Genomic DNA, 26,975 nt, shown 5'->3' on the forward strand with positions numbered 1-26,975 from the left:
ACCCTCGCCGAGAACCCTCGAAACCAGCGCCTCCACCGGGCACAGAACCTTATTTACCTTGACGTTCACGACGCACGCGACGCCAACGATGTACACCCAAAGCACCCGCCGCACCCAGCAGTGCACCCGAACCGTTCATCAGCACATCCACCGGATCGCCGGTACGATCAGGCATGAAACTCTGGATTGTCTCAATGCAGGCGCTGACCAAAAATCCCGAGTACAGCACGTGCGGGCGAGCCTTCGGTTTGAGTAGCAGGGCGAAAAGAAAACCGCCCGGAATGAACATGATGACGTTCGAAAGCTGCTCAATGCTCGAATAGGTGATGAACGCAGGCAGCCACCCCTCGGCGTGGCCGGTATCCAGTAGCTGCGCCAGGCGGCCGCCCATCTCGTTATCGTCCACGTGCACGGGGGCGAACACGATACTCGCCACCACCGCGCAGTACAGCGCCGTGACGGGCCAGAGAATCAGCCGCCACACGCGAGCGCCAGACCATTCTTTACCAGACAAGGCGACCCACCTCGTCGAACTGCTTGGTCGAATCCCACGCGAACAGGCCCGGTACGTCAATCGTGAGCGGTTCGGCGTTCGGCACGGTCACGGTCCATTCTTCACCAGCTGCGGCGGAGAGGGCGCGGCGGATAAAGCTGCCGTGGCTGACAGCAATAATCTTCTGGTCGCCCGAGGCTTCAGAGAGTTCACGCACGATATTGCGCAGGGTACGCACCGCACGAATGTACACGTCACGTTCGGATTCCACATTCGGGTAGTAGCGTTCGGGGGCGCGGCGTTCGGGGGCGGGAATGTCCAGGCCCTCACCGGCACCGTAGGCGCGTTCCACCAGCTCGGGGTAGGTCTTGTGCACCTGCAGGTCGAAGTGCTCACCGACCAGCTGCGCGGTCTCGTGGGCGCGGGAGAGCGGCGAGGACACCAGCACGGTGAACTCCAGGCCCATGTCGGCGAGCTTCTTGCCGGTGGTGCGTGCCTGCTCGCGGCCGGTGTCGTTGAGCGGAATGTCGGTGATGCCCTGCATCAGGTTCGCCTTGTTCCAGTCGGTCTGGCCGTGACGAATCAGGGTGAGGGTCGTGTTCTGGGCGCCCGCCGGAATCTGCTCGGGGCCCAGCTCGGGCTCGAGGTGCTGTACAACCAGGCGGTCGATCGCGTCGTCCAGGTACTGCAGGGGCACCTCGGTCAGGGAGGCGTTCACGGGGATCGGGTAGATACCGTCCTCGTTGAGCAGTTCGGGGTGGCGGTCAGCCAGCAGGGCGGTCATGGTCATCGCGATCAGCATGCCGTGCGCGGCAACCACAACAGTCTGACCCTCATATTCGCGGCGGACGCGGTTCAGCGCCGCGAGGGAGCGGGCGAGGAAGTCCTTCTTCGGTTCCACGTTGAAAGCATTGTTGGACTGGCGGGAGGCGAGAATCAGCTCGCGGGTAGCGATCTGGCCTTCCAGGTCACCAAAGGAACGTTCCTGGAAGCCGTCAATGGCACCGCGGTAGGGTACGCCCAGGCCTTCGGCTACGATTTCGGCGCTTTCTACGGCGCGGGAAAGGGGCGAGGAGACGATAGCGTCCACCCTGGTGCCCTCAGCTGCTGCCTGTTGCAGGGCGCCGATAGCGGTGCGGACCTGCTCTCTGCCGGTGTCGTTGAGGGGGATGTCGGTGCCGCCCTGGAAGCGGTGGTCGATGTTCCAGTCGGTCTGGCCGTGGCGCAGGAAGATGATGCGGGTTCCTGCCTCGGGGTCGGCTACCGGAGTGATGATAGGGGTGTTCTGTGCGTCGGTCATCCTTCTAGTATGGCATTGCCCCCGCGCAGTTCAAGGGGGCAAGAGGCGTATTCTCTCATGAAGCGCACTCATACCGCGGTATGAGCTGCGGGGCGGTTGAGTACCCGGTCGGGCAAATTTTTTCAGGGTTTTCCCATATTTTTCAGCCCCCAGACGGAGGGGTGAGCCGCCGAGAAGCTGAGATGATAGAAGAGTACTTCCGTTAGTTCATACCCAATGAAGGTTGTCATGACGCAGAATCCTCAATCTCAGAACCCGCAGTTCCAGGCTCAGAACCCGTACTCAATGACCCCTCCGCAGGCGGCGCAGCCTGCCGGTCAGTATTCCGCTCAGCAGGGTCAGCCCCAGCAGGCTCAGCAGAGCCAGGCGGGCTACTATCAGAGTCAGCCGCAGGGCTACCCGGCTCAGGCACCTCAGCAGATGCAGCAGGCGCCCTTCGCGCGCGGCGCGATTATTTCTGCCCGTAACCTGCACAAGTCGTACGGCAATAACCCGGTGCTGCGTAACGTGAGCCTGGATATTTTCCCCGGCGAGTCCGTGGCGATTATGGGTCCTTCCGGTTCCGGTAAGACCACCCTGTTGCACGCGCTCTCGGGCATTATCAAGCTCGATGCCGGTTCTGTGCTGTTCAATGGCCCGACCGGTCAGGTGGCGGTGGAGTCCCTCAGTGAGCGTGAGCGCACCTCCCTGCGCGCTAACTCGTTTGGTTTCGTGTTCCAGCAGGGTCTACTGGTTCCCGAGCTGACCGCAGAGGAGAATGTCTCCCTCGCCGCGATGATTGCCGGTGTTCCCCGCCAGCAGGCGCGTTCCATTTCGGCTGATCTGCTGAACCGCCTGGGTTTGGGTCAGATGCTGGACCGCCGTATGGGCGAGATGTCCGGTGGTCAGGCTCAGCGTGTGGCGATTGCCCGCTCCCAGGTGAACGGTGCCCCCGTGACTTTCGCGGATGAGCCGACCGGCGCGCTGGATTCGAAGACCGCGCGTGAGGTGATGGCTCTGCTGCTGACCATGATTCCGCAGCAGGGTAAGACTCTGCTGGTGGTTACTCACGACCCGAACGTGGCGGCGGCGTGCTCCCGCGTGGTGTACCTGCAGGACGGTCAGATTGTGAGCGATCAGCGCAATAACCAGGGCGGTGTTCCCGCTTCCCAGAACCACGCTCAGAGCTTCGGCGCTCAGTCTCAGGCAGGTGCATAATGCAAATCTATGCTCTACTCGCCAAGCGAACCCTATGGAGTTCGCAGGCGATTCTTCCCGTGCTGGCTTTTGCCGCCTCCTCGGCACTGTTTTTGACGGTTGCCGGTGGTGTTCAGGCGCTGAGTACTTGGCTTGAGCACGCCAACGTTGACCACGAAATGATCAACCTGATGGGCATTCAGAAGCTCTACATGGGTTTGGCGTGGGTTGCCGCTCTGGTGCTGATTGTTCCGCTCTTTACCCTGGGCGCTTCGGCTGCTCGTTTGAGTGCCCGCCGCCGTGATGAGCGTCTGGCGTCCCTGCGCCTGATTGGTGCCTCCACAACCCTGATTGTGGGTCTGTCCGTTGCGGACGCGCTGGTGTACTCTCTTGTGGGTTTCGTCATCGGTCTGTTGCTCTACCTGGTGCTGATTTTCCCCTTTGGCGCTTTACACTTCATGAACGTTCCGCTGGGTGCTGAGAATATGCTCCTGCCGGTGAGCGTGATTTTCTACTGCTTCCTGGGTTGTATGGTTTTGGCGGCTCTCAGCTCCCTCTTCGGTCTGGCGAAGGTCAGCATCAGCCCGCTGGGCGTGCGTACCCGCGCGAAGGCTGGCTCCGCCGGTTACATTGCTCTGGGTATCGGTGTTGTTCTGGTCATTGCCGTGATGATTCTGGCTTCGACCTCGAAGGGTTTTAGCATGTTCTCACCCTTCCAGGACGGCGGTGCCGATAGCGCGATTAAGAACCTAGCGATTTTCATTGCTCTGCCGGGTCTGCTGATGATGGTTGCTATCGACCTGATTGGTACCTTCCTGGTGTGGGCGTACGCAAAGATTCGTGTGCGCATGACCCAGAAGGCGTCGGTTCTGCTGGGGTACCGTGCGGTGCTGGAGTCCCCGCGCGGGGCGTGGCGTCAGGTTTCGGGTGTGGCACTGTCGACCTTCTTGGTGACCTTCTTCGGCCCCATCCTGATTCTGGCGGGTGAGATGAACAAAACGGCGAAGGAGGTAGGCCCCGCCGCCGGCCCCTTCATGACCATCATGTCGGACATGTTCCAGGGCATGCTGCTCATGCTGTTCTTCTCGTACCTGCTGATCACTCTCTCCGCAGTGTTGAACCAGAGCGCCGCCATTTACGAGCGTGGTTCGCTGTACTCTTCGCTGAATATGATGGGTACCCCCACGAGGATGTTGCAGGCTTCGCGCCTTACCGTGGTTTTCGGTCCGCTGGTGCTCATTAGCGTGGTTTCTGCGCTGCTGGGTCTGCCGCTGACGGCGTTGATTGCGGCGCAGGGTCTTTCCGGTGAGATTCTGACGAAGATGTTCGGTATGACCTTCGGCGCTATTGCACTGGGTCTGGCGCTGGTCTATGTGGGCCTGTTGGCGACCATTCCGTTTATGCGTCAGGTGACTCACAAGCCGGTGTCCGCTCTCTAAGCTGTTTTAGCTTCTGCCCTCCCGTTGCATCCGTTCTGGATGCGGCGGGAGGGTTTCTTCATCTGGTTTTCCGTTCTGCGGGCGAGGCACAACCCTGCATGTTTTCTCACGCACCGGGCCACCGCTTCCATAGCCTCAAGCCCTGTGAGAGACTGACATTATGTTTGAACACACAGTACCCTCCGATTGGTTCCCCCGCTGCGCAATCTTCGACTGCGACGGCATCCTCCTCGACTCCGAGACCGTCTGGAACGATGTGCAGCGTGAGCTTTTCGCCCGCTGGTCTGTTCCCTTCACCGAAGAGGTCGAGCACCGCCTCACCGGCCTGGCGGCAGCCGACGTCGCCGAGGAGCTTGCCCTGCTCTCCTACGAGGCGCAGAACGGCCAGAAGCCGAATGTTGCCTCCGCAGAGTACGCCGAACACCATGAACGCGTGATGAAGGACCTGCTCACCACCGAGCACGAGGTCATCAGCTCCGGCGTGGACCTGATTGAGGGTGCGCAGAAGTTCCTGGGCTTCCTGAGCGAGCACATGCCGGTTGCGGTGGCGTCGAACTCCACCGCGAACATTCTGACCCTGAAAATGGAAAGCTACGGTTACGCCCCGCTGGTGCGCACCTGGGTCAGCAGCAACGACGTTCCGGCCGGTAAGCCCGCCCCGGACATGTACCTGGAGGCGGCACATCGCCTCGGCTTTGAAGGTCACGAGGCGCTGGCGTTCGAGGACTCCCCCGCGGGCGCGCAGGCGGCACGTGACGCCGGTACAAAGGTCATGATTTACGTTCCGGAAGGCACCGACCCGGCAAAGGCACCGGCCGGTTTTGGGCGCTTCGATTCGTTCAATGACCCGCAGCTCTGGGAGGCGGCACGCACCTGGATCGCCAAGCTTGAGGCGGCACAGCAGTCTGAGGCAGCTCAATAGTCTGAGGCAGCGCAGAACTAAGCACGTACCGCAGACGCCTCACCGCGCCACCGCCTCACCTGGCAGGCAGCATCAAGAAAGACCCCCGGCCCGCTCCTCAAGGATCAGACCGGGGGTCTTCTATGCTTATCAGCTGCCTCTCTAGCACCTGCTCTTGTAGCCCTTTGACCTCATCAGCACTCTCGCGGAGCGCTACTTTTCCAAAGTCTCACTAAACGGTACCAATACAAAACATCACGAGAACCTGAACATTGGCAGGTTCTCGTGATGCTAGGTGTTTTAGAACTCCAAGGATGCTTATTTCGGCTGTTGCTTATAGAAAACAAAAGCGTACAGGATACTCATAAGTAGAACTACAACCTGAGCCAAAGGGTCAAGCCAATACACTTGTAAAATTACCACAGACAACATAAAAAATACGGATTTTATGAAGGATGCCGCAGGTTGTACGTAGTTCTTATTTGCACGATATGCAGAGTACCCAAAAACTCCACAAAGAGTTAAAATACTGAGAACATTATAAACCATTATATCATGCGAAGATGTAAAATAATAGCAAGAATAACCTGCGAACCATAATTCAGGTATCGGTATGTATCTAGTGTCGACCAACTTAATCACCTCAGATATTTATTCAATTTTTGCTGTCAGCGGTGGCATACCCCGTTTCGTTTGAGTTTGTAGAAAAGCTACCTAAAGTAGGTGAAACAGATGAGACGCTTTGTGGAGCAGTGGATTCTGCGTGAGCAGGATAGCTCACCAGCCCAGATATACCTATCGCTACAGTTACAGAAATACAACTTGCAATTGACTTACTAACATTTTTCATTGGCTGTCCCTCTCTAGCTGTTGATAATATCTCTAGTTTGATGTGAAACAGAACACTTTTATGATATCAATCAGCAAAATGGGAGTCAAAATTATTTTAGTAATGATTCAATAACAATTTGCGCCACTGCACACTATAGTATTTAGCTGCTAAAGCTCCCAGCCCGTTCTCTCTCCTCAGCAAACTTACATCCTAAGTCGTCTTATTGCGCTTCGGATGCTCCTCTGCCTTACACATTTCTAGGTTCTTATCGCAGATACAGCGGTAAACAGTCTTCACTTCCCCTGCTGCTTTCACCCACCTCTCTTCTTCTTTCCTACGTGCGTATGCTTTTCTTCTCTTACGAGCAGGAGATAACTCTGGTCTTGTCCTCACAACTCTCTCACTTCAGTTCTACGGTCTAGGAACTTTTATTTTACGTCCGATTAAGCGGACTTCGCTAACGCTCAGGCTCTTTTTCTCTCTGGCTTCTCTCCTTCTGTTCCAAGACTCAACCTCACAGCTCAGGCTGAGAGAGGTGAGGGGAGAGAGAGAAGCGAATGCCCTTGTACTTTCCAAACAAAATACACAAAGGTATTTGAATGAAAAGCACAAGGGGCATCACAACAAACAACACAGGCCAGTCGGTCGGCTCGGTCGGTCGATTGGCGAAGCATAAGAAGCACAAACGGCTCGCTCTTCGCATAGATGGCGGAAGGCTCTAATCTTCCGCGCGGAGGGCATTCGCCCTGTGATCTGGCGGTGTTGTTGATGTGTAGGTCATAGACATGCCGGTTGCGGTGGCGTCGAACTCCACCGCGAACATTCTGACCCTGAAAATGGAAAGCTACGGTTACGCCCCGCTGGTGCGCACCTGGGTCAGCAGCAACGACGTTCCCACCGGTAAGCCCGCCCCGGATATGTACCTGGAGGCGGCGCAGGGCTAAGCTGCACCCGCCGCCCTCGTAGCAGCATCAAGAAAGACCCGGTACGAGGAAAGACCCCCGGCCCGCTCCTCAAGGAGCAGACCGGGGGTCTTCTATGCTGTATCAGCCGTACCTACAGTACCTACAAGGCCTACAAGGGGCACGAGCTTATCGGCGCATAACCTTCTTCGCCAGGAAGTTACCGATGAACTGAACCAGCTGAACCAGGACGATAATAATCGCCACAACAGCCCAGGTGATCTCATCGTTGAAGCGCTGGTAGCCGTCCACAATCGCGATCTTACCCAGACCGCCAGCACCCACGTAACCGGCCATAGCGGACATATCCACCACGCCAATGACGAGGAAGGTGTAACCGAGGATCAGCGGGCCAAGCGCCTCCGGAATCATCACGGTGAAGAGGATGGTCAGCTTTGAAGCGCCCATCGCACGCGCCGCCTCAATCACGCCCGGGTCAATGGAGACCATGTTCTGCTCCACGATACGGGCAATAGCGAATGCAGCACCGAAGCTCATTGCGAAGACCGCCGCATTCACGCCCAGGCGGGTACCCACCACGGCGCTCGTCAGCGGGCCCAAAGCCGCAATCAAAATAATGAACGGAATCGGGCGAATCACGTTCACCAGAATATTCAGGATCGTGTACACGAAACGGTTCTGGAAGATGTTGCCCTCACGGGTGGTGTACAGCAGAGCACCCACAATCAGGCCGACCAGACCGGCGCACAGCATGGTGATAGACACCATGTAGAACGTATCGCCGATAGCCGGGAGCAGCTTCTCGGGCAGGAACTCGGACCAGTCCGTCTTAGACGCAGCCAGCGGAAGAGTAGTAGCAAACATTTAGCGCACCTCCTGCACGCGGGCAACGGTCTTCAGTTCGGCAACGGCGGCATCAATGCTGGTGATTTCGCCAAGGAGTTCCAGGGTGAGGGTACCGTACGCCTTACCCTGCAGGGTCTCAATACCGCCGCCCACAATGTTGAAGCGGACGTTACGGACGCCCAGGTAGGACAGCACCTTACCGAGCTCCTGGTTACCCTCCACGATTTCAACGTTGATGAGGTAACCCTTGTGGTTTGCGCGCAGCTCAGCCGCTTCCTTGCCGGTGGGGGCGAGCTTGACGGTGGTCGCAACAAACAGCTTTGCCACGTCGGTCTGCGGGTTGGAGAAGACGTCGTAGACGTTGCCCTGCTCCACCACGCGGCCGGACTCCATGACGGCCACACGGTCAGCGATGCTGGAGACCACGTCCATCTCGTGGGTAATCACCACGACGGTCACACCCAGTTCACGGTTCACACGCTTAAGGAGCGCAAGAACTTCATGAGTGGTTTCCGGGTCCAGCGCGCTGGTGGACTCATCCGCCAGCAGCAGGGCGGGGCTGGTCGCGAGCGCACGAGCAATGCCCACACGCTGCTTCTGACCACCCGAAAGCTGGTTCGGGTAATGACCTGCACGGTCGGCAAGACCCACGAACTCAAGCATTTCCAGGGCGCGTTCGCGGCGGTCCTTCTTAGACCAGCCGGCAATCTTCAGCGGGAACTCGACGTTACCGAGCACGGTGCGGGAGTTCATCAGGTTGAACTGCTGGAAGATCATACCGATGTTGGTGCGTGCTTCACGCAGTTCGGAGTCGCGCTTACCGGAAATCTGGAAGCCACCGACGGTCAGGGTGCCGCTGGTGGTGGTTTCCAGGCCGTTGATGAGGCGGACCAGGGTAGACTTACCGGCGCCGGAGTAGCCGATGATTGCAAAGATTTCACCGCGGTTAATGGTGAGGGAGACGTTGTCGACAGCAACTACTGCCTTGGGGCCGTTGCCGAAGACCTTGGAGACTCCGTCCAGAACCACCATGGGCTCGGTGCTGTCACCGAAGCTCTGTACCAGTTCACTCATAAGTTTGTATCCGTTGTATGTCGTGGTTGGGGCGCTAAAGGGCATTAACGCCGGTACGCAAAGGACGGTAAGCCTGTCGTGACCCGCATCGGGTGCTTAGACTTACCGCCTTTGCGTATGCCTAGAGGAGGCGTGTATTTAGAAGATTACTTCTTGGCGCGCAGCTTGGCTTCTTCGTTAGCCAGGGACTGACGCAGCTCGTCGGTGCTCACGTTGACCTCAACAGCGGTACCGCGGGTCTCTTCCTGAACAACATCCATGACGGGCTTGGTGTGGAAGATTTCAACAATCTTCTTGTAGGTCTCGTCGTCAGCCTTGTCCTTCTGAGCAACGAAGAGGTTCACGTACTTGACAGCCGAGGGGTCGGTCTTGGGGTCGTCCTGAGCCAGGGCGTCTGCGGGCTTCAGGCCTGCATCCTTGAGGAAGTCGTTGTTGACGACTGCGCCGTCAGCGGACTCCATGCCAACCACGGTCTGGGTTGCGTCGACGGGAGTGACCTTCACCTTGGAGTTAGCGGTGTCCACGTCGTCGATGGTGGGTGCGTCAACATCAGCGTTCTTGAAGGTAACCAGGCCGTTGGTCTTCAGCAGCTTCAGAGCGCGGGCTTCGTTCACGGTGTCGTTCGGGATAACGATCTCGCCGCCCTGGGGGATGTCAGCCAACTTGGAGTGCTTCTTGGAGAACAGAGCCATCGGGTAGATAACGGTCGGGCCGACAATCTGCAGGTCCTTCTTAGCGCTCACGTTGTAGTTGGACAGGTACGCGATGTGCTGGAAGCGGTTCATGTCGATGTCACCGGCGTCCAGTGCGGGGTTCGGCTCGGTGTAAGCGCTGAACTCCTTGAACTCAATGTCGATACCCTGCTTCTTAGCTTCTTCCTTCAGGGTCTTGTTGAACTTCTCAGAGCCAACCACACCGATGGTGACCTTCTTGGATGCGGAAGAGGAGGAAGAGGAGGAGTTGGTGGAACCGCAGGCTGCCAGGCCAAAGACCATGGGGACAACTGCGAGTGCAGCAGCAAACTTCTTCACGGCTATGAATCTTTCTGTTGAATGATGATGCGTTCCACCGGGTGCTCACGTTGGTACTAGCACATCCGATGGGAATGATGATGGGACAATTACAGCACGCACAAGGGCGGGTGTGGAAGTTAATGGCTATTCATGAGACACAGAACGTCAAGGTCGTCATATTTTGTCACAATTCGTCACACGCTGATTATTTCCAGGTCACAAAGCGTCATTGACGGTGTCATTGCCAGTGTATTCAGGCACACACAAAACGCCGGCTCGGGCACGAAAACCCAAGCCGGCGTCCATAGTGCCACCCGTTACAGGCGGCAGGGAATCAACCAGTACTACTGATCGAACTCGCCCGAAGCAATCAGCTGCTCACGCACCTTACGGCGCAGAACCTTACCCAGCATCGAACGGGGCAGATCATCCACCACCACGATGCGGCGCGGAACCTTATAACGGGTCACCTTCGAATAGCAGTGCTCACGCAGAGTATGCTCCTGCACCACCCGGCCCGGGGCGGGAACCACAGCGGCGACCACCATCTCGCCACCGGCGGGCAGCGGAATACCGACTACCGCCGCATCCGCGACCATGTCGTGCTGCTTGAGGGCGACCTCAACCTCCGTCGGGGAGACGTTGAAACCGCCGGTAATAATGACTTCCTTAATACGGTCGACAATCTGAATGAAGTAGTCCTCATCCAGGCGCACAATATCGCCGGTACGCAGCCAACCCTCGGGAGTGATGGTCTTCGCCGTCTCGTCCTCACGCTTCCAGTAACCGGCAAAACGCTGAGGGCCCTTCACCCACAGCTCGCCCTCTTCACCATCGGGCACATCCTCGCCAGTTTCCGGGTCCACCACACGAATATCGGTGGAGGGGAACGGAACACCAATAAAACCGGCACGGCGAGTGTCATTAAGCGGGTTGCAGGACACCAGCGGCGCGCACTCGGTCAGGCCGTAGCCTTCCACCATGAAACCGCCGGACGCTTCCTCCCACTCGGCAACCAGCTCAGGCGGCAGGTTCATCGCACCAGAAACCGCGTAACGGATACCCTCCAGGGACACGCCGCGCTTCTTCGCCTCATCCATGAGGCGGCGATACACCGGCGGAACCGCAGGAAGAATGGTCGGGCGGGTCTTCTTCATCGCCTTCAAAATCAGGTCCATGTCCACGGTCGGGAACAGCACCAGGCGGGCACGGCACAGCGACGCAATCGTCACGCCCAGGGTCATACCGTACGCGTGGAACAGCGGCAGAACCGAGTAAATCACCTCGTCATCGCCCGGGTTGATCCATGCCTCACCCATGCGGCCGTTAGACTCCAGGTTGCGGTGCGTGAGCATCACGCCCTTTGGCAGGCCGGTCGTACCCGAGGTGTACTGCAGCAGCGCAATATCGTGCGCGGTCGGGCGGCGATGCGACGGGTCAATACGCTCGCTCTTCACCAGCTGAGTCCACGGCACCGTACCCGGCGCAGAACCGGTCAGCTTCTCACGCGAAGCACGCGCGCTCTTCAACGGCAGCTTCAGCGCGGTACGCATCAGCGCGGGCATCGCCGAAATCATGTTCACCGAATAAATATGGTTCGGGCGGATATCCGCAGGAAGACCCGTAATATGCGAAGCGATCTTATCCCACACAATCGCGACCTTCGCGCCGTGATCCTCAAACATGTGGCGCAACTCCGCGCCCGTGTACAGAGGGTTATGCTCCACCACAATTGCGCCCAGGCGCAAAATCGCGTAGAACGCCGCAATATGCTGAGGGCAGTTCGGCAAAATCAGCGCCACACGGTCACCCGCCTGCACACCCGCCACGCGCAGGCCCTCCGCAGCACGCTCAATCTGATCCCCCAACTCAGCGTAAGTCGTGGTCGCGCCAAAGAACTCCAGCGCCACCTTGTGGGGTACGGTGCGGACCGCCTCGTCAATGAGGTGGCTCAGCGAGGTTTCGGGCAGCTCAATATCGCGGGCAGTCCACGAAGAATAATTCTTCAACCAGGGACGATGCGCCAACGGATGCGCACCAGCCGATACGCCAGCGGGGGATGCAGGTGCCGCCGCATCCTGCAGGTTCGTGTTCTTCTGAGCCTCAGTCATGCATTGATTGTGCCTTCCCACACCCTCACGCTTCAACTCAGTAGCGCTTCTTCCCACGCTGAAAATCACACGGTACACCCACCCCAGATACCGCAATAAACACCGAAACACTAAGGCAGAACCCCGCAACTCTGGGATACTTAAAGCATGAGTAAACGACAGCAAGACATCACTGACGAGCAGTTCAAGAAGCTCCTCCGCGAAATTTCCAAACGATTCGCTATCGCCGGAGGAGTCGTCATCCTGTTCGGAATGGCCATCATCGCACTTGCTTACCTTCTGGGAGGAGCCCACTAATGCACACCCCGCAGCGCCCCAACGGCGACATCTTCAACCGCATGGTCTCCGGCGCCGCCTACATGCCCGACGCCGAATGCGCCGCGCAGACTAAGCGCATCCACGCTGCAACCGTCCTCGCCGAAGAACACTACGCACGCGGCGAGCAGGCACAGGCAATGCACGTCTACCGTGAACACCTCGGCCACCTGGGCGAGCACTCGCACATCCGCCCCGGCGCACGCTTCGACTACGGCGTGAACACCTATATTGGTGACGGCTCCTTCTTCAACTTTGGCTGCGTCTTCCTGGACGTCTGCCCGATCCGCATCGGCTCCACCGTGCTCGTCGGCAACAACGTACAGTTCCTCACCCCCACCCACCCGCTCAACCCGATCGACCGCGCCGCATACTGGGAAGGTGGCGAGCCCATCACCGTTGAAGACAACGTCTGGATCGGTGGCGGCGCCATCATCCTGGGCGGTGTGACCATCGGCAAGAACTCCGTGATTGGCGCGGGCACCGTCGTCACCAAGGACGTCCCGGCTAACTCCCTCGTGGTGGGCAACCCCGGCCGCGTGGTCCGTACCCTGGACGAGAACGAACGCCCGGCATACCCGCACACCTACTCCGCAGAAGCCCTGGAAGAAGCACGCGCCTTCTACGCTGACCGCAACCGCTAAATCAGCACCCAGGACTAGAATCCAAAGGATTTAATGAACGCACAGAACAACACCCCGCAGCAGCATCCGGCCGCCGCGGCGTCCTCCCCCACCGAAAGTGACCTGTGGGAGGCGGCATTCTCCTCCGACGACCCCACCGTGATTCTGACCGATGAGGAGCTGAACGCGGCACGCCGCGCCCACGAAAAGGCGCGTGAGGCGGCCTCTTCGGCTCAGTCCTCCGCGCAGTCCTCGCAGGATGCGACCCGCCCCCTCACCGAGGCGGCTACCGCAACGCAGCCGCTCCTCTCCGCAAACAGCACCGCTCAAAGTGCAGACTCCGGCGCTGACTTGGGCGAACCCGCTACCGACAACCTCAGCTGGCTCGACAAGCCTGCAGCCCCCAGCACGGACAACGTGCGCGGCGGCGTAGCTAGCGCACCCCCTACCGCACCGACCGCAGCGGCAAGCTACGAGGTGCCCGCACCCGGCAACGCCCATGCGGCACCCAGCGCCCCGCAGGCTGCCCCCGCGGCAGATGACCACTTCGTCATCCCCACCCCCGCAGGTGATGCCGCTGGCTCGGAACCCATCCTCACCGCCGCAACCGCACTGTCCATGCAGAAGAGCCGCTACTCCCGCATGCACCTACTGCCCGGCCTGCTCGGCTGGCTGATCACCATCTCCCTCATGGACGGTGGCCTGTGGGCTATCCAGTCGTGGCTGACCCTGACCGGTCAGAGCGAGTCCATCGAATACGCCTCGGTGGTCTCCCGACTCTTCAGCGGCGCGTCGAACGCCGTGCCGGTCGCGGTGGCGTTGAGTGTGCTCATTTTCTTCGCTTACCTGGTGGGCGGTTACGCGGCGGGACGCATGGCACGATTCGCCGGCGCGAAGCAGGGCATTGCCGTGTGGCTCTGGCAGATTATGGCGCTCATCCTCGGATCCCTGGCGACCTTCCTCATGCCTCAGCTGTTCCAGAATAGTGTCGCGTCCCTGTCGTTGCAGAAGCTGATTGCGGGCGATTTCGCGAACGGCCTGCTCGCGGTTCTGCTGGTTCTGGCGTTGAGCTTCCTCGGCGCTATCCTCGGCGGCCTATTGGGACGCCTGTACCACCGCCGCGTGGACAAGTACCCGAGCGACCAGGTGGCACGCGAGGACGCCTAGTCTTCTAAGCACCCGCGCCTCGTTGCGATAGGGATAAAACGTGCAGAAAACCTCCGGTACCTTACGAAAGGTACCGGAGGTTTTCTGTATCTAAGTATCTGTATCCTAAACGGCCTTAGCTACCCAGCAATACGGCGCTGACTAGCCAAAATGTTCCGCTTAGTGGTCCAGCAGCAGTGCAGGCTCCTCAAGAATCGCAGCCACATCAGCCATGAAACGAGCTGACAGGTCGCCATCCACCACACGGTGATCGAAGGAGCCACCCAGGGTCGTCACCCAGCGAGGAATGACCTCACCATCAACCACCCACGGCTTCTGCTTGATCGTACCGAAGGCAACAATCGCCACCTCACCGGGGTTAATAATCGGGGTACCCGTATCAATACCCAGCGAACCGATGTTCGTAATGGTCAGGGTGCCGTTCGCCATCTCAGCGGGCTGAGTCTTACCCTCACGGGCGCGAGTGGTCAGGTTGTTCAGCGCGATAGCCAGCTCACGCAGGGACAGCTCCTGAGCGTCCTTAATGTTCGGAACCATCAGGCCGCGCGGGGTCGCCGCAGCAATACCCAGGTTCATGAAGTGCTTAATCTGGATTTCGCTATCGGTCCAGGTCGCGTTGACCTGCGGGTTACGCTCAGCAGCCCAAATGACCGCGGCGGCAAGCACCAGCAGCGGGGTGACCTTCACACCCTCAAAGTGGCGGGACTTCTTCAAACGCTTCACGAACTCCATGGTGCGGGAGGCATCAACATCCACGAAGATGGACACGTGCGGGGCGCTAAACGCCGAAGCAACCATAGCCTTCGCGGTAGCCTTACGCACGCCACGCACCGGGATGCGCTCAATGCGGTCACCGGGGGTGGCTGCGGGCTGCCAGAACGGCTGGCGGGCGCCGCTATGCTGCACATCGCTCAGGTGCGCCACATAGTTCATGAGGTCCTGCTTGGTCACCTGGCCGCGCGCACCGGTAGCGGTCACGTTCGCCAGGTCAACACCCAGCTCCTTTGCGGCAAGACGCACCGGAGGCGGCGCGAGGGTCGGGCGGTGCGGAACCTGCTCAGGAGCCAAAGTCGGCGCGGGAGCCGCTGCGGGCTCGGGTGCCAGACGCTGCACCACCGAGTTCAGCGGGGTGTTCTCCACAAAGCGGGAGGCGCGCTCAGCCAGCTCGCTCAGCAGGCCCTGGTTGCGGTTCGCCGAGTCGGCGGGGGTGTGCGCCACGGGTGCCTGAACAGCCGGTGCGACCGGTGCCGCAACAGCCTGTGCGGGCTGGGCCGCGGAGGCGGGGCGTTTGCGGGCGCGGCGCTTCACAGCGTCCGCCTTGGGGCCGGAGCCGACCAGTGCGGTGCCGGACTCAGCCTCTGCCGCGGCGGGTGCCGCCGGGGTTGCGGGTGCGTTGTCGCCGCCGGAGATGCTGATGATCGGGGTGCCCACCTCAACGGTTTCGCCTTCGGCAACGAGCAGCGCCTCGACGGTGCCGGCGAAGGGCGAGGGTAGTTCCACGACGCTCTTCGCGGTTTCAATTTCGACGAGGACGTCGTTGATGGCGACCTCGGTGCCGACTGCCACCTTCCAGCTGAGGATTTCTGCTTCGGTCAGGCCTTCGCCCACGTCAGGGAGCGGGAAAATCTGGGACATTTTTACCTCTCACTAGGGCATATACCCTATATGGAATATTCTGTGCGGGTTTGCAACCCGCCATAGCGCAACACGCTGATACGTCAGATCAGGGAATGCCTAGTAGTCAAAAGCGCGGTCAACCGCCTCAAGAATACGGTCAATATCGGGCACGTACTCTTCCTCAACGCGGGACACCGGGTACGGCATGTAGTAGCCGCCAACGCGAATCACCGGCGCCTGCAGGCTGTAGAAGCAACGCTCCGTAATCGCCGCAGCCAGCTCACCACCCATACCGCCGAAGGTCGGCGCCTCGTGCGCGACAATCAGGCGGCCAGTCTTTGCCACCGAAGCAGCAACGGTCGGCACGTCCAGCGGTGAAATCGAGCGCAGGTCAATGACCTCAATCGAGCGGCCATCCTCCACGGCAGCCTCTGCCGCAGCCAGAGCAACCGGCACCAGCGGACCGTACGCAACGATGGTCGCGTCCGTACCCTCACGCACCACCTGGGCGCTAAACGGATCAAAGGAAGTGTCGCTAAAGTCCACTTCACCCTTGAGCCAGTAGCGGCGCTTCGGCTCAAAAATAATGACCGGGTCGGGGCACTCAATCGCCTTTCGGGTCATCCAGTACGCCTCGTGCGGGGTCGAGGGGGTCACAATACGCAGACCCGCGGTGTGGGCGAACAGCGCCTCCGGGGACTCGGAGTGGTGCTCCACCGAACCAATCACGCCACCGTACGGAATGCGGATGGTCACCGGCACCGTGTACTGCTTATCGGTGCGGTTGTGGATCTTCGCCAGCTGGCTCGTGATTTGGTTGTAGGCGGGGAACACGAAGCCGTCGAACTGAATCTCCGGCACGGGTCGGTAGCCACGCAGCGCCATACCGATGGAGGTGCCGATAATGCCGGACTCACCCAGGGGCGCATCCATGACGCGGCGGTTGCCGAAGCGCGACTGCAGGCCCTCGGTCACACGGTACACGCCGCCGAGCTTGCCGATATCCTCACCGAGCATGACGACGGTGCGGTCGGCTTCCATGGCGTCTTCCAGGCCGCGGGTAATCGCCTTGGCGAGGGTCAAACGTTCAATTTTCTCGCTCATGCTTACTCCTCTTCAAAGCCTGCAACGTAGTTACGGTAGAACTCGCGGTCGTCTTCCACCTGCTGGTGTTCCTGCACGTAGACGCGGTCGAAGAAATACTCAAAGTCGGCAACCTCGGAGTTCAGCACTGCCTCACGCACGCCGTTCGCGACCTGCTGTGCGGATTCTGCAACCTCTTCAAAGAAAGCATCGTCGGCGTAGCCCTGCTCGCGCAGGTACTTCTCAAGACGCAGCATGGGGTCGCGGCGCAGGGGACCTTCCAGGTCGGCATCGGTGCGGTACTTGGTGGGGTCATCCGCGGTGGTGTGCGGGCCGAGGCGGTAGGTTTCAGCTTCAATCAGCACGGGGCCTTCACCGGCGCGGATCTTCTCCATGGCGTAGCGGGTTGCGGCGAGCACGGCGAGAACGTCGTTGCCGTCCACGCGAATACCCTCGAAGCCGTAGCCTGCGGCGCGGGTGGACACCGGAACGCGGGACTGCACCTCGAAGGGCACCGAGATAGCCCAGCGGTTGTTCTGCACGAAGAAGAGCACCGGCGCGTTATAGGAGGCGGCAAAAACCATGGACTCGTGCGCATCACCCTCGGTGGAGGAGCCGTCACCGAAGTAGACCGCCACGGCGGGCTTCTGGGTGTCCTCGGCGGGGTCGGTTGCCTGGCCCTGACCGGTGCGGCGGGTGCCGGTTTCAGCCTCGATGTCGGCGTCGAAGTTCAGACCCATGGCGTAGCCGACTGCGTGCAGGGTCTGGGCGGCAAGCACCTTGGTGTAGGTGTGGAAGTTGTGTGCCTTCATGTCCCAGCCGTGGGTGGTGGAGCCGCGGAAGATGGTGATCAGGTCGCGGAAGTCCACGCCACGCGTCAGGGCGACGGCGTGCTCACGATAGGAGGGAAAGATGTAGTCGTTGGGTGCGTAGGCGAGTGCGGAGCCGACCTGTGCGGCTTCCTGGCCTCGGCTGGGCACCCAGAGGGCGAGCTGACCCTGGCGCTGCAGGGCGGTTGCCTCGTCGTCGAATCGGCGGGTGGTGTACATGAGGCGGTATGCCTCGCGCAGGGTGTCTGCGTTGACGTCTTCGATGTACCGGCTGTAGGTGGGGTGTTCGTGTACGGTGCCGTTTTCATCCATGAGCTGGATGCGTTCGGGCACTCCGGGGTACTTGTCGTTCTCGTGCATCTAACCTCCACACGTGACGAGGGCTTGGCCCTCAGCGGCTTGGGTTTTAGTCTCAACTTTCACCTGATGGTGCAGGGTTTGAGGTGTTCCGGCAAGCCTGTGAGGGTCTGGGCATATATAGTTACCAGTCTACTCTTTTCGGCTTTATCTCGCGGCAGTTACGCTGATAACGCAGTGTATTGTGCCCTGTCATTCACTATTTGAACATCATTAAATTAAACCTCCCGTATATTCTTTTTTGAGAATATACGGGAGGTTTATTTTAGCTCTTGGGAGCTTTTTTGAGCCATCATTTTTCCCACGCGAGAACCAGTTGAAAAGCCCAAACGAACCTCGACAAGGGAAAATAGTACATTGTTCAATTAGGGCCGAGCGGGTACCCCCACCCCTTCACAAGATGCTCTAGAGCCCCTTCGCGAAGACCTCACAGAGCGAGAGGAAACGGTCATTCGCCTCCACCTCGCCAATGCTCACGCGAACACCCTCGGTACCGAACGCACGCACCGACAGGGCATGCTCAGCCATCAGCTGCACAAACTCACCCGTGCGCTCCCCCAGGGGCAGCCACACAAAGTTCGCGTAAGTGCTCGGGAAATCGTAGCCCAGCTCCCGCAGTCGAGCGGTCACGCGCTCACGCTCAGCGACCAGGTGGCTCACACGCTCCATCACCGCACCCTCATGCTCGATGGAGGCGATAGCCGCCGCCTCAGCCAGCGCCGTCACGGCGAACGGGGTTGCCGCCACGCGCAGGTGCTGCGTAATCTGCGGATGCGAAATCGAGTAGCCCACGCGCAGACCCGCCAGGCCCTGCGCCTTGGAGAAGGTGCGCAGAATGATGACGTTCTCGTAGTCGCGGTAGATATCCATGCCGTTCAGCGGGGCTTCTTCACTGTCCGGCACGGTGGAGGCGGCGCAGAACTCGAAGTACGCCTCATCAATGACCACGGGGATGTGGGCGGGCACCTTCTCCAGGAACGCACGGATCTGACTTTCGGTGACGGCGGGGCCGGTCGGGTTGTTGGGGGTGCAGACCAGGATTAGGCGGGTGCGGTCGGTGATGGCTGCCACCATAGCGTCCAGGTCGTGTGAGCCGTCGGGCAGGTTCGGCACCTGCACACTGCGAGCGCCCATAATGCCGACGAGGATCGGGTATGCCTCGAAGGAGCGCCAGGCGTAGATGACTTCGTCCTGCACGCCGTCGGCATTTACGCCGGCGAAGGTTTTGAGGATTTGGTTGAGCGCGCCGAGGCTTCCGGCACCGGTGACGATGTCGTCAGCGTCCACGCCCAGTCGTGCGGAAAGCTTGTGGCGCAGGGCGGTGGAGAGTGGGTCGGGGTAGCGGTGTGCGGTCGCAAATTCTGCGAGGACGCGCGCAACCTCGGGTACGGGGCCTAGCGGGTTCTCGTTTGAGGAGAGCTTGTACTGGGTGAGGCCTTCAACGGGTGCGGGCGGCTTGCCTGCCGCGTAGCTGGGCAGAGTGTTGAAGACGGGGCGGACCGGGATGTTGGCGTGTTCAGCTGACTGGCTCATGGTTCCAGTATGTGCCTGCGGGCGGCTCGGAGGCTAACGCTTCTCACCTGGAGAGCAGGTCGCGAGCAAGCTGTAACTGTGCAGGCAACAGATACTGACCGCGAGCGCTGTACGCAAAGGCTGCATGTAAAAACTGTACGCAAAGATGGAGGGGCGCCGCCGGGGTTGTTCCCGGTGGCGCCCCTCCTTTTCTCTTCTCTACTCTACTCGCCCCTCCACCCTCCACCGAGTCTTTGAGATACCGAGTCCTTGAGATTGGTGCTTTTAGACTCGGTGTTTAGGCCATCAGGGGTTCACGCTCTTCGAGGGGGTTCAGGTCCTCGGGAGGGCCTGGGGCGCGGAACCCAGGGTCGATGTTCTCGGGTGGAGTTGGTGCGAGGAACCCGGGGTCAATGCTCTTGGGCGGGAGCATAGGCGCCGGCTTCAGATTCGGCAAGGCGGGAATGAGCGACTCAACGCCGTCGTAGTCTCCGCCTTGCCCGGCTCCGAAGATTGGAGGATTCTTGAGCACAGAACCCGCGTTAGGGAGTTGCAGCTGATCGATGATTGGCTGAGTAACAACCTTTTCGATGTGCGTATGCAGATCTGCAGGTTTGGGCAGAATGTCCGGCGGAATCAGACTTGCAGGGGGCAGCTGCCCTTCTGCCTCGATTCGGGCGGGCATCTTGATGGGGGCAGGCTCCGGACGACTCAGGTCCCCGGGCATCTTGATGGGGGCAGGCTCGGGGCGGCTCAGGTCGCTCGGCATATTGATGGCGGGCGGAATATTCTGCGGGTTGTATCCCTGCAGGAGGGGCACCTTGGGCATCTGCGGCATGGGGGTTTCGGGCCATGCAGGCTGCGGGTTCTGAGATTCCTGCGGAGTCGGCTCGGGGTGAGGGATGGTCTTTTGGACGCCCTCGATGACGGCGGGAAATGTCTTGTTGAACTTCTCCCCTGCATATTCTGCTGTTTGTTGTACCCGTTCCACCCGATTTCTAATATCTTGAAGGCCTTTAACCTTACCGCCCGTTCCTTGCTCAATCGCTTCGTCTATGCCCTTCTCGTCAAACTTAACTCCAGATTTATGGGCTCGGTCTATGTAAGTTCCGAGACGCGCGAGCGTTACGCCCTTTCGCTCAGCTGAGCTGTATCCGTCTGGCATGGCAGAGCCCGAGGTAACCTTCTGCTCCCCCAGCACATACTCTTTGCCGTCCATTGCCGCACGCATACCGCCAAATACCGCTCCACTATATCCTTCGCGTTCTAGAGCTTCTCGGTATTTTCCACCATCATGTTCAGGATTCTGGACGGTGATTGCTGTATCACGGCCGTCAGGACGCCAGCCTCCCTCATCCCTCAGTGCACTATCCGGAACAATATCGCCTTCACCTTCTACATAGTCCACGGCGAAACCACGGCGTTTGGCAGGCAAGCCTCGCAGCGGAGTACCTTGAGCGTAGATGCCCACAATATTAATTTCCTTGGCAACCTCGAGGCTATTAGCCATGTTGTAGGCAATCATGGCTCCCTGGCTGAAACCCTCCATGTACACGCGTGCACCCTGAGGTGCTCCGGCATCACGTAGAGCTTGCAGAACCATCTGGTAGGCCGGGTTCCTCGTGGTATCTTCACCTAACGTTTCACGCATAGCGCCTGCCGGATCAATGGGAGAACCACCCCAGGAATTAAAGTTAGTACCCGGAATACTCACCACATACAGTGCATGGGCTGGGTCGCCTTCGTGTCCTGCTTCGTACATGACGGTGACGAGCACGGCACCGCGCTCGCCCCTACTCGCATCTTGCTGGGAACGTTCGAACTCCTGGTCCTGTGCTTTGGCAGCTGCCTGCAAGCGATCCGAACTGGCGCCTACAGAGAGCTGGCTTTTCTCGCCACGATGTGCAGCAACACCGTATTTTTCAGCTGAGGTGGTAGACACGCTATACGCCCTCTTATCGGCCTCCGGGCCATGAAGAGGACCTACAATGCCAACTCCATTCTTTTCCAGTACTTTCTCAATGAATTCCTGGGGCAGTCCCGTCATAGCGGAGAATCTGCTAGCAATACGCGGGCGCGCAATCTCGGGGTTCCATTTGGCATCAAAGTAGGCGGCTGCGCCGAAGAGGGCGAGAGCGGTTAGAGGCGAAAAAGGCAATGTCCGAGAGGCCGCGAAATACCCAAGCTCGGGAATGGTGAGCTTCACAAAATAGGTGACATTTCCGTATCCTCTTGCGATAAGTCCGCGGATATAGTCTTGGCTACTGCGCCCGTCGGGTAGCTTTCCACCGTGTGTCTTACCTGCGAACTCAAACCAGCCTGCGACGGTGTTTTCGGTCTGCAGGTAGGAGCTGTGGGCGGCGCGGACGGCGGCTGCGGTGGCGCCGAACTTTGCGGCACTCATACCGAGGTCTGCGGCAAGGACGGCGCAAATAGCGGCAGCCTGCTGGGCGCGTCCGTTGATGCCGAGGAAGAGCCGAGTCTCGGTGGCGATGCCGAGAATGGGCATGGTGCGGTCGGCGCAGGTGCGGCTGACGGTGTCGAGGCCGTCGGCGATGGCGGGCATTTCTTCGAGGGTAACGCTGATGGTACCCCCAGTAAGCACTCCAGGCCCAGTGGGGTCTACGGGCCCGGCGAGGTCACCGATGGGTGCAACGGTGGGGCCGGTAATCATGGTGTCTCCTAGGGTGAGGTTAGTGGGTTCGGATGAGCGAGCTCAGCCCGTCGGGCAGATTCACGTGCATGAGTGAATCGAGCGTTGACTGGGCTTTTTGCACGCCTGAGCGGGCGATGATTTCGCCGGGGTTGAGTTTTTCGAGGGCGTCGGCGGCGCCGTCGGCGAGTTTGCCGAGTAGGTTATCTACGGCGGAGGCGGCGGCTTTGATTACCTGTGCTTTGGCGGTGAGGTCGTTGGCGAGTTCTTCACCGGCGGCGGCGATCATGGCGGCGGTGCCTTCGGCTTGTTCGGCTTGGTTGCGGATTTTTTCGCGATGTTCTTCGAGTTGTCGCCGATAGGCGCGTCCGGCTTCGGATGCCCAGCGGTCGCCGTTGAGTTCGTTGGCGCGTTGGTGTGCGGTGCGGATTTCTTGGGCTTCGGTGCGCATCCTGTGGGCGAGTTCTGCCCCTTTGGCGCGGGCGAGGGTGGCAGCCGCCATGAGCTGTTCGGCGAGGGCGTGGCCGGCGGCGGTGCCGATGCCCATGTGTCCTGCTGCGCGGAGGATATCGGTTGGTTCGATTCTGGGCAGTTGGGGTGCGTGAGGTGGTGCGGTGTCGACGATTGTGTTCACGGGGCGTCCTTTCGGTGGTTGGACTGGTTGTTTGTGCGCCTGTTTCTGTCCTGTGTTTGGGTTTGTTTTAGGCTAAATCTGCCGCGGTGACCGTGCAGGCTGAGTACGCCAACCTGTGGATAACTCAGGCTTGCTTCGAAAAATTCGCACGTTTTGACCCCTCAAGACCCGAAAAATACCCCTTCCGCAGCACCTCGTTTTGTCATATTTCTGTAACTAACCAAGCCGCCCGCCACGTCCATATGCTCTTCCCGCCTCTTTTTTTCAGCGAATTCATGCAAAAATAGAGCTATGTCTCACACCAATAACACCTTCTTGCCTTCTGGCCGTATTGACCTGGGCACCGGCGAACTTGCGCTGGGCCCCCTGGACGGACGCTACGCTTCCGTGACCGCGCCCCTGACCAACTACCTCTCTGAGGCGGCGCTGAACCGCGACCGCATCCACGTTGAGGTTGAGTGGTTCATTTACCTGTGCGAGCACGAGGTGCTGCCGGGTCTGTCCCCGCTGAGCGAGGAGCAGAAGAAGGGCCTGCGCGCCATCGTGACCGATTTCAACGCTGATTCTGTGGCGGAGCTGGCTGAGATTGAGGCAGTCACCGTTCACGATGTGAAGGCGGTCGAGTACTACATTGGCCGCCGCCTGGAGGGCCTGGGCCTGGGTCACCTGGTGCCGCTGGTTCACTTCGGCTGCACTTCTGAGGACATTAACAACCTCGCCTACGCGTTGGGCATCAAGGATGCTGTTGAGAACGTGTGGGTTCCGGCTGCTGAGAACCTGATTGAGGTTCTGCTGAAGCTGGCTGAGGAAGGCCGCGACGTGCCGATGCTGTGCCGCACTCACGGTCAGCCTGCAACTCCCTCCACCCTGGGTAAGGAGTTGGGTGTTCTCGCCTACCGTCTGAAGCGTCAGGTGAAGCACGCTGCTGCTACCGAGTTCCTCGGCAAGATTAATGGTGCGACCGGCACTTACGCTGCTCACTATGCGTCGGTTCCTGACGCTGATTGGCAGGCTGTTTCTCGTGGTTTTGTGGAGCACCTGGGCCTGACCTGGAACCCGCTGACCACCCAGATTGAGTCGCACGACTGGCAGGCCGAGCTGTACTCGGATATCGCGCACTTCAACCGTGTGCTGCACAACCTCTGCACCGATGTGTGGAGCTACATTTCGATTGGTTTCTTCCGTCAGATTCCGGTGGCTGGTGCGACCGGTTCGTCGACTATGCCGCACAAGGTGAACCCGATTCGCTTTGAGAATGCGGAGGCTAACCTGGAGCTCTCTAACGCTCTGCTGGATTCGCTGGGTTCGACCCTGGTGACTTCTCGTTGGCAGCGTGACCTGACTGACTCCTCGGCGCAGCGCAATATTGGTGTGGCGTTTGGTCACTCGGTGCTGGCTATCTCCAATGTGGTGAAGGGCCTTGAGCGTCTGGATATTGCGACCGAGGTTATTTCCGCTGATCTGGATGCGAACTGGGAGGTTCTGGCTGAGGCGATCCAGATGGTGATGCGCGCTGAGGCTATCGCGGGTGTTCCCGGCATGGAGAACCCGTACGAGCGTCTGAAGGAGCTGACTCGCGGTCACCGCGTGGATGCCGCTCGTCTGAAGGAGTTCGTGGCCACTCTGGGCCTCTCCCCCAAGGCTGAGGCGCGTCTGTCGGCTCTGACTCCGCACACCTATAACGGTATTGCGGCTCAGCTGCTGGACCATGCGAAGAACGCTTAGTCCGTAGCAAAGATATAAACAAAAGACCCCGGGTCCCTGCATTCAGGGATTCGGGGTCTTTAGCGTGTTGGGTCTTCGCTATGTTCCGGTTTTATGACCGGCGAGGATTTTAGCGGCCGAGCATGCGGTGGTGACCGGTTTCGGTGTCGTTGCCCTTGTCGCGGGTGAAGACCTTGCCTACAGCCTTACCTGCGTCCTTGACGCCCTTGAGCAGGGAGCCAGCCACGCCGGAGGAGCCGTCCGAACCTTCGCCGCCCTGTACGCGCGGTGCACGCGGGGTAATCATGAGCTCTGCGGGGAAGTAGGCGGGCGCGTCGCCGAAGGCTCGGCGGGTGTTGCGCACGACGTCCTTGCCGAGGGTCAGGTTCGCGCCACCGCCAACGACTGCGCCCACGCCGAAGGGCAGGGCACGGCCGAGCAGTGCACCGGTCTGGCGGGTGAGGAAGCGGCGGATGAACATGTTTCGGATGGTACGTTCGACGCTGAACATCTTGCCGCTGGAGGAGTTGCCGAGCAGCATGCCCCACTTGTTGGAGATGCCGCCTGCCTTACCGGTCTGCAGCAGCACGGTGTTCATGAGCTGGGAGCCTTCTTCGCCGAGCATGATTGCCATGACCATGGAACGGGCGGTTTCGGCGTCGTGTACGTGCACGCCGTGCAGTTCTGCGACTGCCTGGGCGTAGAGTGCGGTGCGTTCGAGGTAGCCGCCGACTGCGAGCGCGGACAGGCTCATGGAGGTGACGGTGCCGACGCCGGGCACGAATGCGGATGCGCCGGTGACGCCGCCGATGGCGGTGATGTCACGCAGGTAGGTGCGGTCGAGGCGCTTGTGGATTTGTTCGGGGGTTTCGTCGGGGTGTGCTTCACGCAGTTTTTTGACGATGGACAGCGCGAGCGGTCGTTGCATGCGCAGTACGTTGTCGAGGGTGGTGGTCAGTGCGGGACGGGGGTTGCCGTCTTCATCGAATAGAGACTTCTTCGGGTCAAGCATGCTCTCAGTAAATCACGGCTTGGTGAATTTTTCCTGAATATGGGGCCTGTGGTGGGGTTTGGGGGGGTGAAATTTCACCGAGGGCGTGGAGGTTTTTGATCGCTTGTTAGGGTGTTTTGGTCTTTATTTGCGCCCAATTTTAAAGCGCGTAAAATTGTCGTAGATTACACACTATTCATTGTTTGCATAGTGCGTGACCTGCTTCACGGAGATTCGGGTTGCGCCTGATGACAGATAGCGGCTAATACCTCTTCTGAATCCTAAGGAATACTATGACTTCTTCCACCCATACGCCCAATGCTGCGCGTTCTCCCCTGGCGACTCAGGGGCTGGGTGTTGCGTACGCGACCGGCGCGATTATTTCGGCGCAGTTCGGTGCGGCTCTTGCCAAGCAGCTCATGGGCGATTTGGGCCCCTGGGGCGTGGTCGCTCTGCGCCTGCTGACATCTTCTATCCTGCTGTGGGTGTTCTTCCGCCCGCAGATTCGTTCGTGGACCCGTCAGCAGTGGATGGCGGTCATTGTCCTCGGTGTCGCCCTGACCGGTGCGAATGCCTTCTTCTATGTGGCTATTGAGCAGGTTCCGCTAGCAATTGCGGTGGCTATTGAGTTTATGGGTCCGCTGGTGCTGGCGACGGTTATGTCGCGCCGTAAGCTGGACCTGGTGTGGATTGCTCTGTCATTTACGGGCATGGCGATTCTGACTGCTGAGTCCCAGGCGAAGCCTGAAGATTTCGCGTTGATGGGTGTGGTTTTCGCAATCCTGACCGCTATTTCTCGTGCCGCCTATATTCTGGCGACTGAGAAGGTTGGCGCTCTGATTCCGGGTATGGGCGGCATGGTCGTGGGTAACGTTGTCTCTACCCTGCTGGTTCTGCCGTTCCCGTTCCTGATAAGCGGCAATAACCTGTTGAAGGTCACCCAGGATGTGCACCTGCTGGCTATTGGCTGCCTGATGGGTCTGCTGGCTTCTGCCCTGCCGGCGCTGGGTGAGGTTTCTTCGCTGCGTCTGCTGCCCGCGCACATTTATAGCGTGGTGCTGTCCCTGGAGCCTGCGATTGCGGCGGCTGTGGGTATTGTGATGCTTGGTGAAGCTACCGGCCTGGTTCGTTGGGTTGCTATTGCTCTGCTGGTGGCGGCGAGTATCGGTATTTCGATTTCTCACGCTCGTGCGCAGAAGAAGGCGCAGGAGGACGGCACGCTGGAGGATGCGGACCATTACCTGCCGGGTGCGGTGGATGCGCACGCGGTGGATATTGCGCAGATGGCGACTAACTCTATTACGATTCCGTCGGCTGAACAGATTAAGGCTGACCGTGAGGCGAAGGGCCTCTAATCTACTGAACTGTAGCCGTGTCAACG

At 59.6% G+C, this 26,975-nt stretch carries 21 protein-coding genes and 1 pseudogene; 9 read left to right on the forward strand and 13 right to left on the reverse strand.

The window, feature by feature from the left end; genetic code table 11:
* Positions 1-49 precede the first annotated feature (49 nt).
* Together HMPREF2942_RS06475 and HMPREF2942_RS06480 are read right to left on the reverse strand one after the other, a co-directional pair.
* The gene (locus HMPREF2942_RS06475) at positions 50-514 is read right to left on the reverse strand and encodes a VanZ family protein (RefSeq protein WP_070604178.1); all 465 of its coding nucleotides are present in this window, start codon (positions 512-514) and stop codon (positions 50-52) included.
* Entirely contained in the window at positions 504-1,793 is a 1,290-nt protein-coding gene (locus tag HMPREF2942_RS06480; protein WP_070688676.1) for a histidine phosphatase family protein, read from the reverse strand. The genes HMPREF2942_RS06475 and HMPREF2942_RS06480 overlap by 11 nt, the downstream gene beginning before the upstream one ends.
* 228 nt (positions 1,794-2,021) lie before the next feature.
* On the opposite strand from HMPREF2942_RS06480, the gene HMPREF2942_RS06485 reads away from it, so the two are divergent.
* From HMPREF2942_RS06485 to HMPREF2942_RS09370, 4 genes and pseudogenes are all read left to right on the forward strand, one after another.
* On the forward strand, positions 2,022-2,990 hold the full coding sequence (locus tag HMPREF2942_RS06485) for an ABC transporter ATP-binding protein (RefSeq protein ID WP_044150924.1): 969 nt from the start codon (positions 2,022-2,024) through the stop codon (positions 2,988-2,990).
* Positions 2,990-4,408, forward strand: coding sequence for an FtsX-like permease family protein (locus HMPREF2942_RS06490; RefSeq protein ID WP_049340885.1), 1,419 nt, complete (start codon positions 2,990-2,992; stop codon positions 4,406-4,408). Before HMPREF2942_RS06485 ends, HMPREF2942_RS06490 begins: the two co-directional genes overlap by 1 nt.
* A 160-nt stretch (positions 4,409-4,568) precedes the next feature.
* Entirely contained in the window at positions 4,569-5,330 is a 762-nt protein-coding gene (locus HMPREF2942_RS06495; RefSeq protein ID WP_070688677.1) for an HAD family hydrolase, read from the forward strand.
* Positions 5,331-6,926: 1,596 nt separating this feature from the next.
* Positions 6,927-7,079, forward strand: a pseudogene (locus tag HMPREF2942_RS09370) (HAD family phosphatase); the annotation flags it as partial.
* Between the two features lie 153 nt (positions 7,080-7,232).
* On the opposite strand, the gene HMPREF2942_RS06500 reads toward HMPREF2942_RS09370, so the two are convergent.
* From HMPREF2942_RS06500 to HMPREF2942_RS06515, 4 genes are all read right to left on the reverse strand, one after another.
* Entirely contained in the window at positions 7,233-7,928 is a 696-nt protein-coding gene (locus tag HMPREF2942_RS06500; protein ID WP_012902834.1) for a methionine ABC transporter permease, read from the reverse strand.
* On the reverse strand, positions 7,929-8,984 hold the full coding sequence (locus HMPREF2942_RS06505; RefSeq protein ID WP_070688678.1) for a methionine ABC transporter ATP-binding protein: 1,056 nt from the start codon (positions 8,982-8,984) through the stop codon (positions 7,929-7,931).
* Positions 8,985-9,130: 146 nt separating this feature from the next.
* Entirely contained in the window at positions 9,131-10,015 is an 885-nt protein-coding gene (locus HMPREF2942_RS06510; RefSeq protein WP_049338396.1) for a MetQ/NlpA family ABC transporter substrate-binding protein, read from the reverse strand.
* Between the two features lie 326 nt (positions 10,016-10,341).
* The gene (locus HMPREF2942_RS06515; protein WP_070688679.1) at positions 10,342-12,108 is read right to left on the reverse strand and encodes a long-chain-fatty-acid--CoA ligase; all 1,767 of its coding nucleotides are present in this window, start codon (positions 12,106-12,108) and stop codon (positions 10,342-10,344) included.
* Positions 12,109-12,255: 147 nt separating this feature from the next.
* Between HMPREF2942_RS06515 and HMPREF2942_RS09440 the strand changes: the two genes are divergently transcribed.
* The 3 genes from HMPREF2942_RS09440 to HMPREF2942_RS06525 are packed head-to-tail and all read left to right on the forward strand — an operon-like array spanning position 12,256 to position 14,213.
* The gene (locus HMPREF2942_RS09440) at positions 12,256-12,405 is read left to right on the forward strand and encodes a hypothetical protein (protein ID WP_005504480.1); all 150 of its coding nucleotides are present in this window, start codon (positions 12,256-12,258) and stop codon (positions 12,403-12,405) included.
* Positions 12,405-13,067: a sugar O-acetyltransferase gene (locus HMPREF2942_RS06520; RefSeq protein ID WP_070615318.1), complete on the forward strand. Its 663-nt coding sequence runs from the start codon at positions 12,405-12,407 to the stop codon at positions 13,065-13,067. Before HMPREF2942_RS09440 ends, HMPREF2942_RS06520 begins: the two co-directional genes overlap by 1 nt.
* A gap of 33 nt (positions 13,068-13,100) precedes the next feature.
* Positions 13,101-14,213, forward strand: a complete 1,113-nt coding sequence (locus HMPREF2942_RS06525) for a hypothetical protein (RefSeq protein WP_070688680.1) — start codon at positions 13,101-13,103, stop codon at positions 14,211-14,213.
* A 159-nt stretch (positions 14,214-14,372) separates the two neighbouring features.
* Here HMPREF2942_RS06525 and HMPREF2942_RS06530 read toward each other — a convergent pair whose 3' ends face one another.
* The 6 genes from HMPREF2942_RS06530 to HMPREF2942_RS06555 form a co-directional block, all read right to left on the reverse strand.
* The gene (locus HMPREF2942_RS06530; protein ID WP_012902826.1) at positions 14,373-15,848 is read right to left on the reverse strand and encodes a dihydrolipoamide acetyltransferase family protein; all 1,476 of its coding nucleotides are present in this window, start codon (positions 15,846-15,848) and stop codon (positions 14,373-14,375) included.
* A gap of 99 nt (positions 15,849-15,947) precedes the next feature.
* Positions 15,948-16,934 carry an alpha-ketoacid dehydrogenase subunit beta gene (locus HMPREF2942_RS06535; RefSeq protein ID WP_070688681.1) on the reverse strand — a complete coding sequence of 329 codons (987 nt, stop codon included), beginning with the start codon at positions 16,932-16,934 and terminating at the stop codon, positions 15,948-15,950.
* A gap of 2 nt (positions 16,935-16,936) precedes the next feature.
* The gene (locus HMPREF2942_RS06540; protein WP_070688682.1) at positions 16,937-18,103 is read right to left on the reverse strand and encodes a thiamine pyrophosphate-dependent enzyme; all 1,167 of its coding nucleotides are present in this window, start codon (positions 18,101-18,103) and stop codon (positions 16,937-16,939) included.
* 402 nt (positions 18,104-18,505) lie between these two features.
* The gene (locus HMPREF2942_RS06545) at positions 18,506-19,633 is read right to left on the reverse strand and encodes a histidinol-phosphate transaminase (protein WP_070688683.1); all 1,128 of its coding nucleotides are present in this window, start codon (positions 19,631-19,633) and stop codon (positions 18,506-18,508) included.
* Between the two features lie 277 nt (positions 19,634-19,910).
* The gene (locus tag HMPREF2942_RS06550) at positions 19,911-22,286 is read right to left on the reverse strand and encodes an extensin (protein ID WP_070688684.1); all 2,376 of its coding nucleotides are present in this window, start codon (positions 22,284-22,286) and stop codon (positions 19,911-19,913) included.
* A gap of 19 nt (positions 22,287-22,305) precedes the next feature.
* The gene (locus tag HMPREF2942_RS06555) at positions 22,306-22,899 is read right to left on the reverse strand and encodes an ABC transporter substrate-binding protein (protein WP_070688685.1); all 594 of its coding nucleotides are present in this window, start codon (positions 22,897-22,899) and stop codon (positions 22,306-22,308) included.
* Between the two features lie 291 nt (positions 22,900-23,190).
* On the opposite strand from HMPREF2942_RS06555, the gene purB reads away from it, so the two are divergent.
* Complete coding sequence (gene purB / locus HMPREF2942_RS06560; RefSeq protein ID WP_070507255.1) at positions 23,191-24,624, forward strand: adenylosuccinate lyase; 1,434 nt, start codon at positions 23,191-23,193, stop codon at positions 24,622-24,624.
* 109 nt (positions 24,625-24,733) lie between these two features.
* Here purB and HMPREF2942_RS06565 read toward each other — a convergent pair whose 3' ends face one another.
* Positions 24,734-25,615, reverse strand: a complete 882-nt coding sequence (locus tag HMPREF2942_RS06565) for a di- and tripeptidase (RefSeq protein ID WP_070688686.1) — start codon at positions 25,613-25,615, stop codon at positions 24,734-24,736.
* 272 nt (positions 25,616-25,887) lie between these two features.
* Here HMPREF2942_RS06565 and HMPREF2942_RS06570 point away from each other — a divergent pair, with 272 nt between their 5' ends.
* Positions 25,888-26,949 carry an EamA family transporter gene (locus HMPREF2942_RS06570; RefSeq protein WP_012902817.1) on the forward strand — a complete coding sequence of 354 codons (1,062 nt, stop codon included), beginning with the start codon at positions 25,888-25,890 and terminating at the stop codon, positions 26,947-26,949.
* The last annotated feature ends 26 nt before the right edge of the window (positions 26,950-26,975 follow it).

Source organism: Rothia sp. HMSC071C12, from assembly GCF_001813895.1.
Lineage (GTDB): Bacteria > Actinomycetota > Actinomycetes > Actinomycetales > Micrococcaceae > Rothia > Rothia mucilaginosa.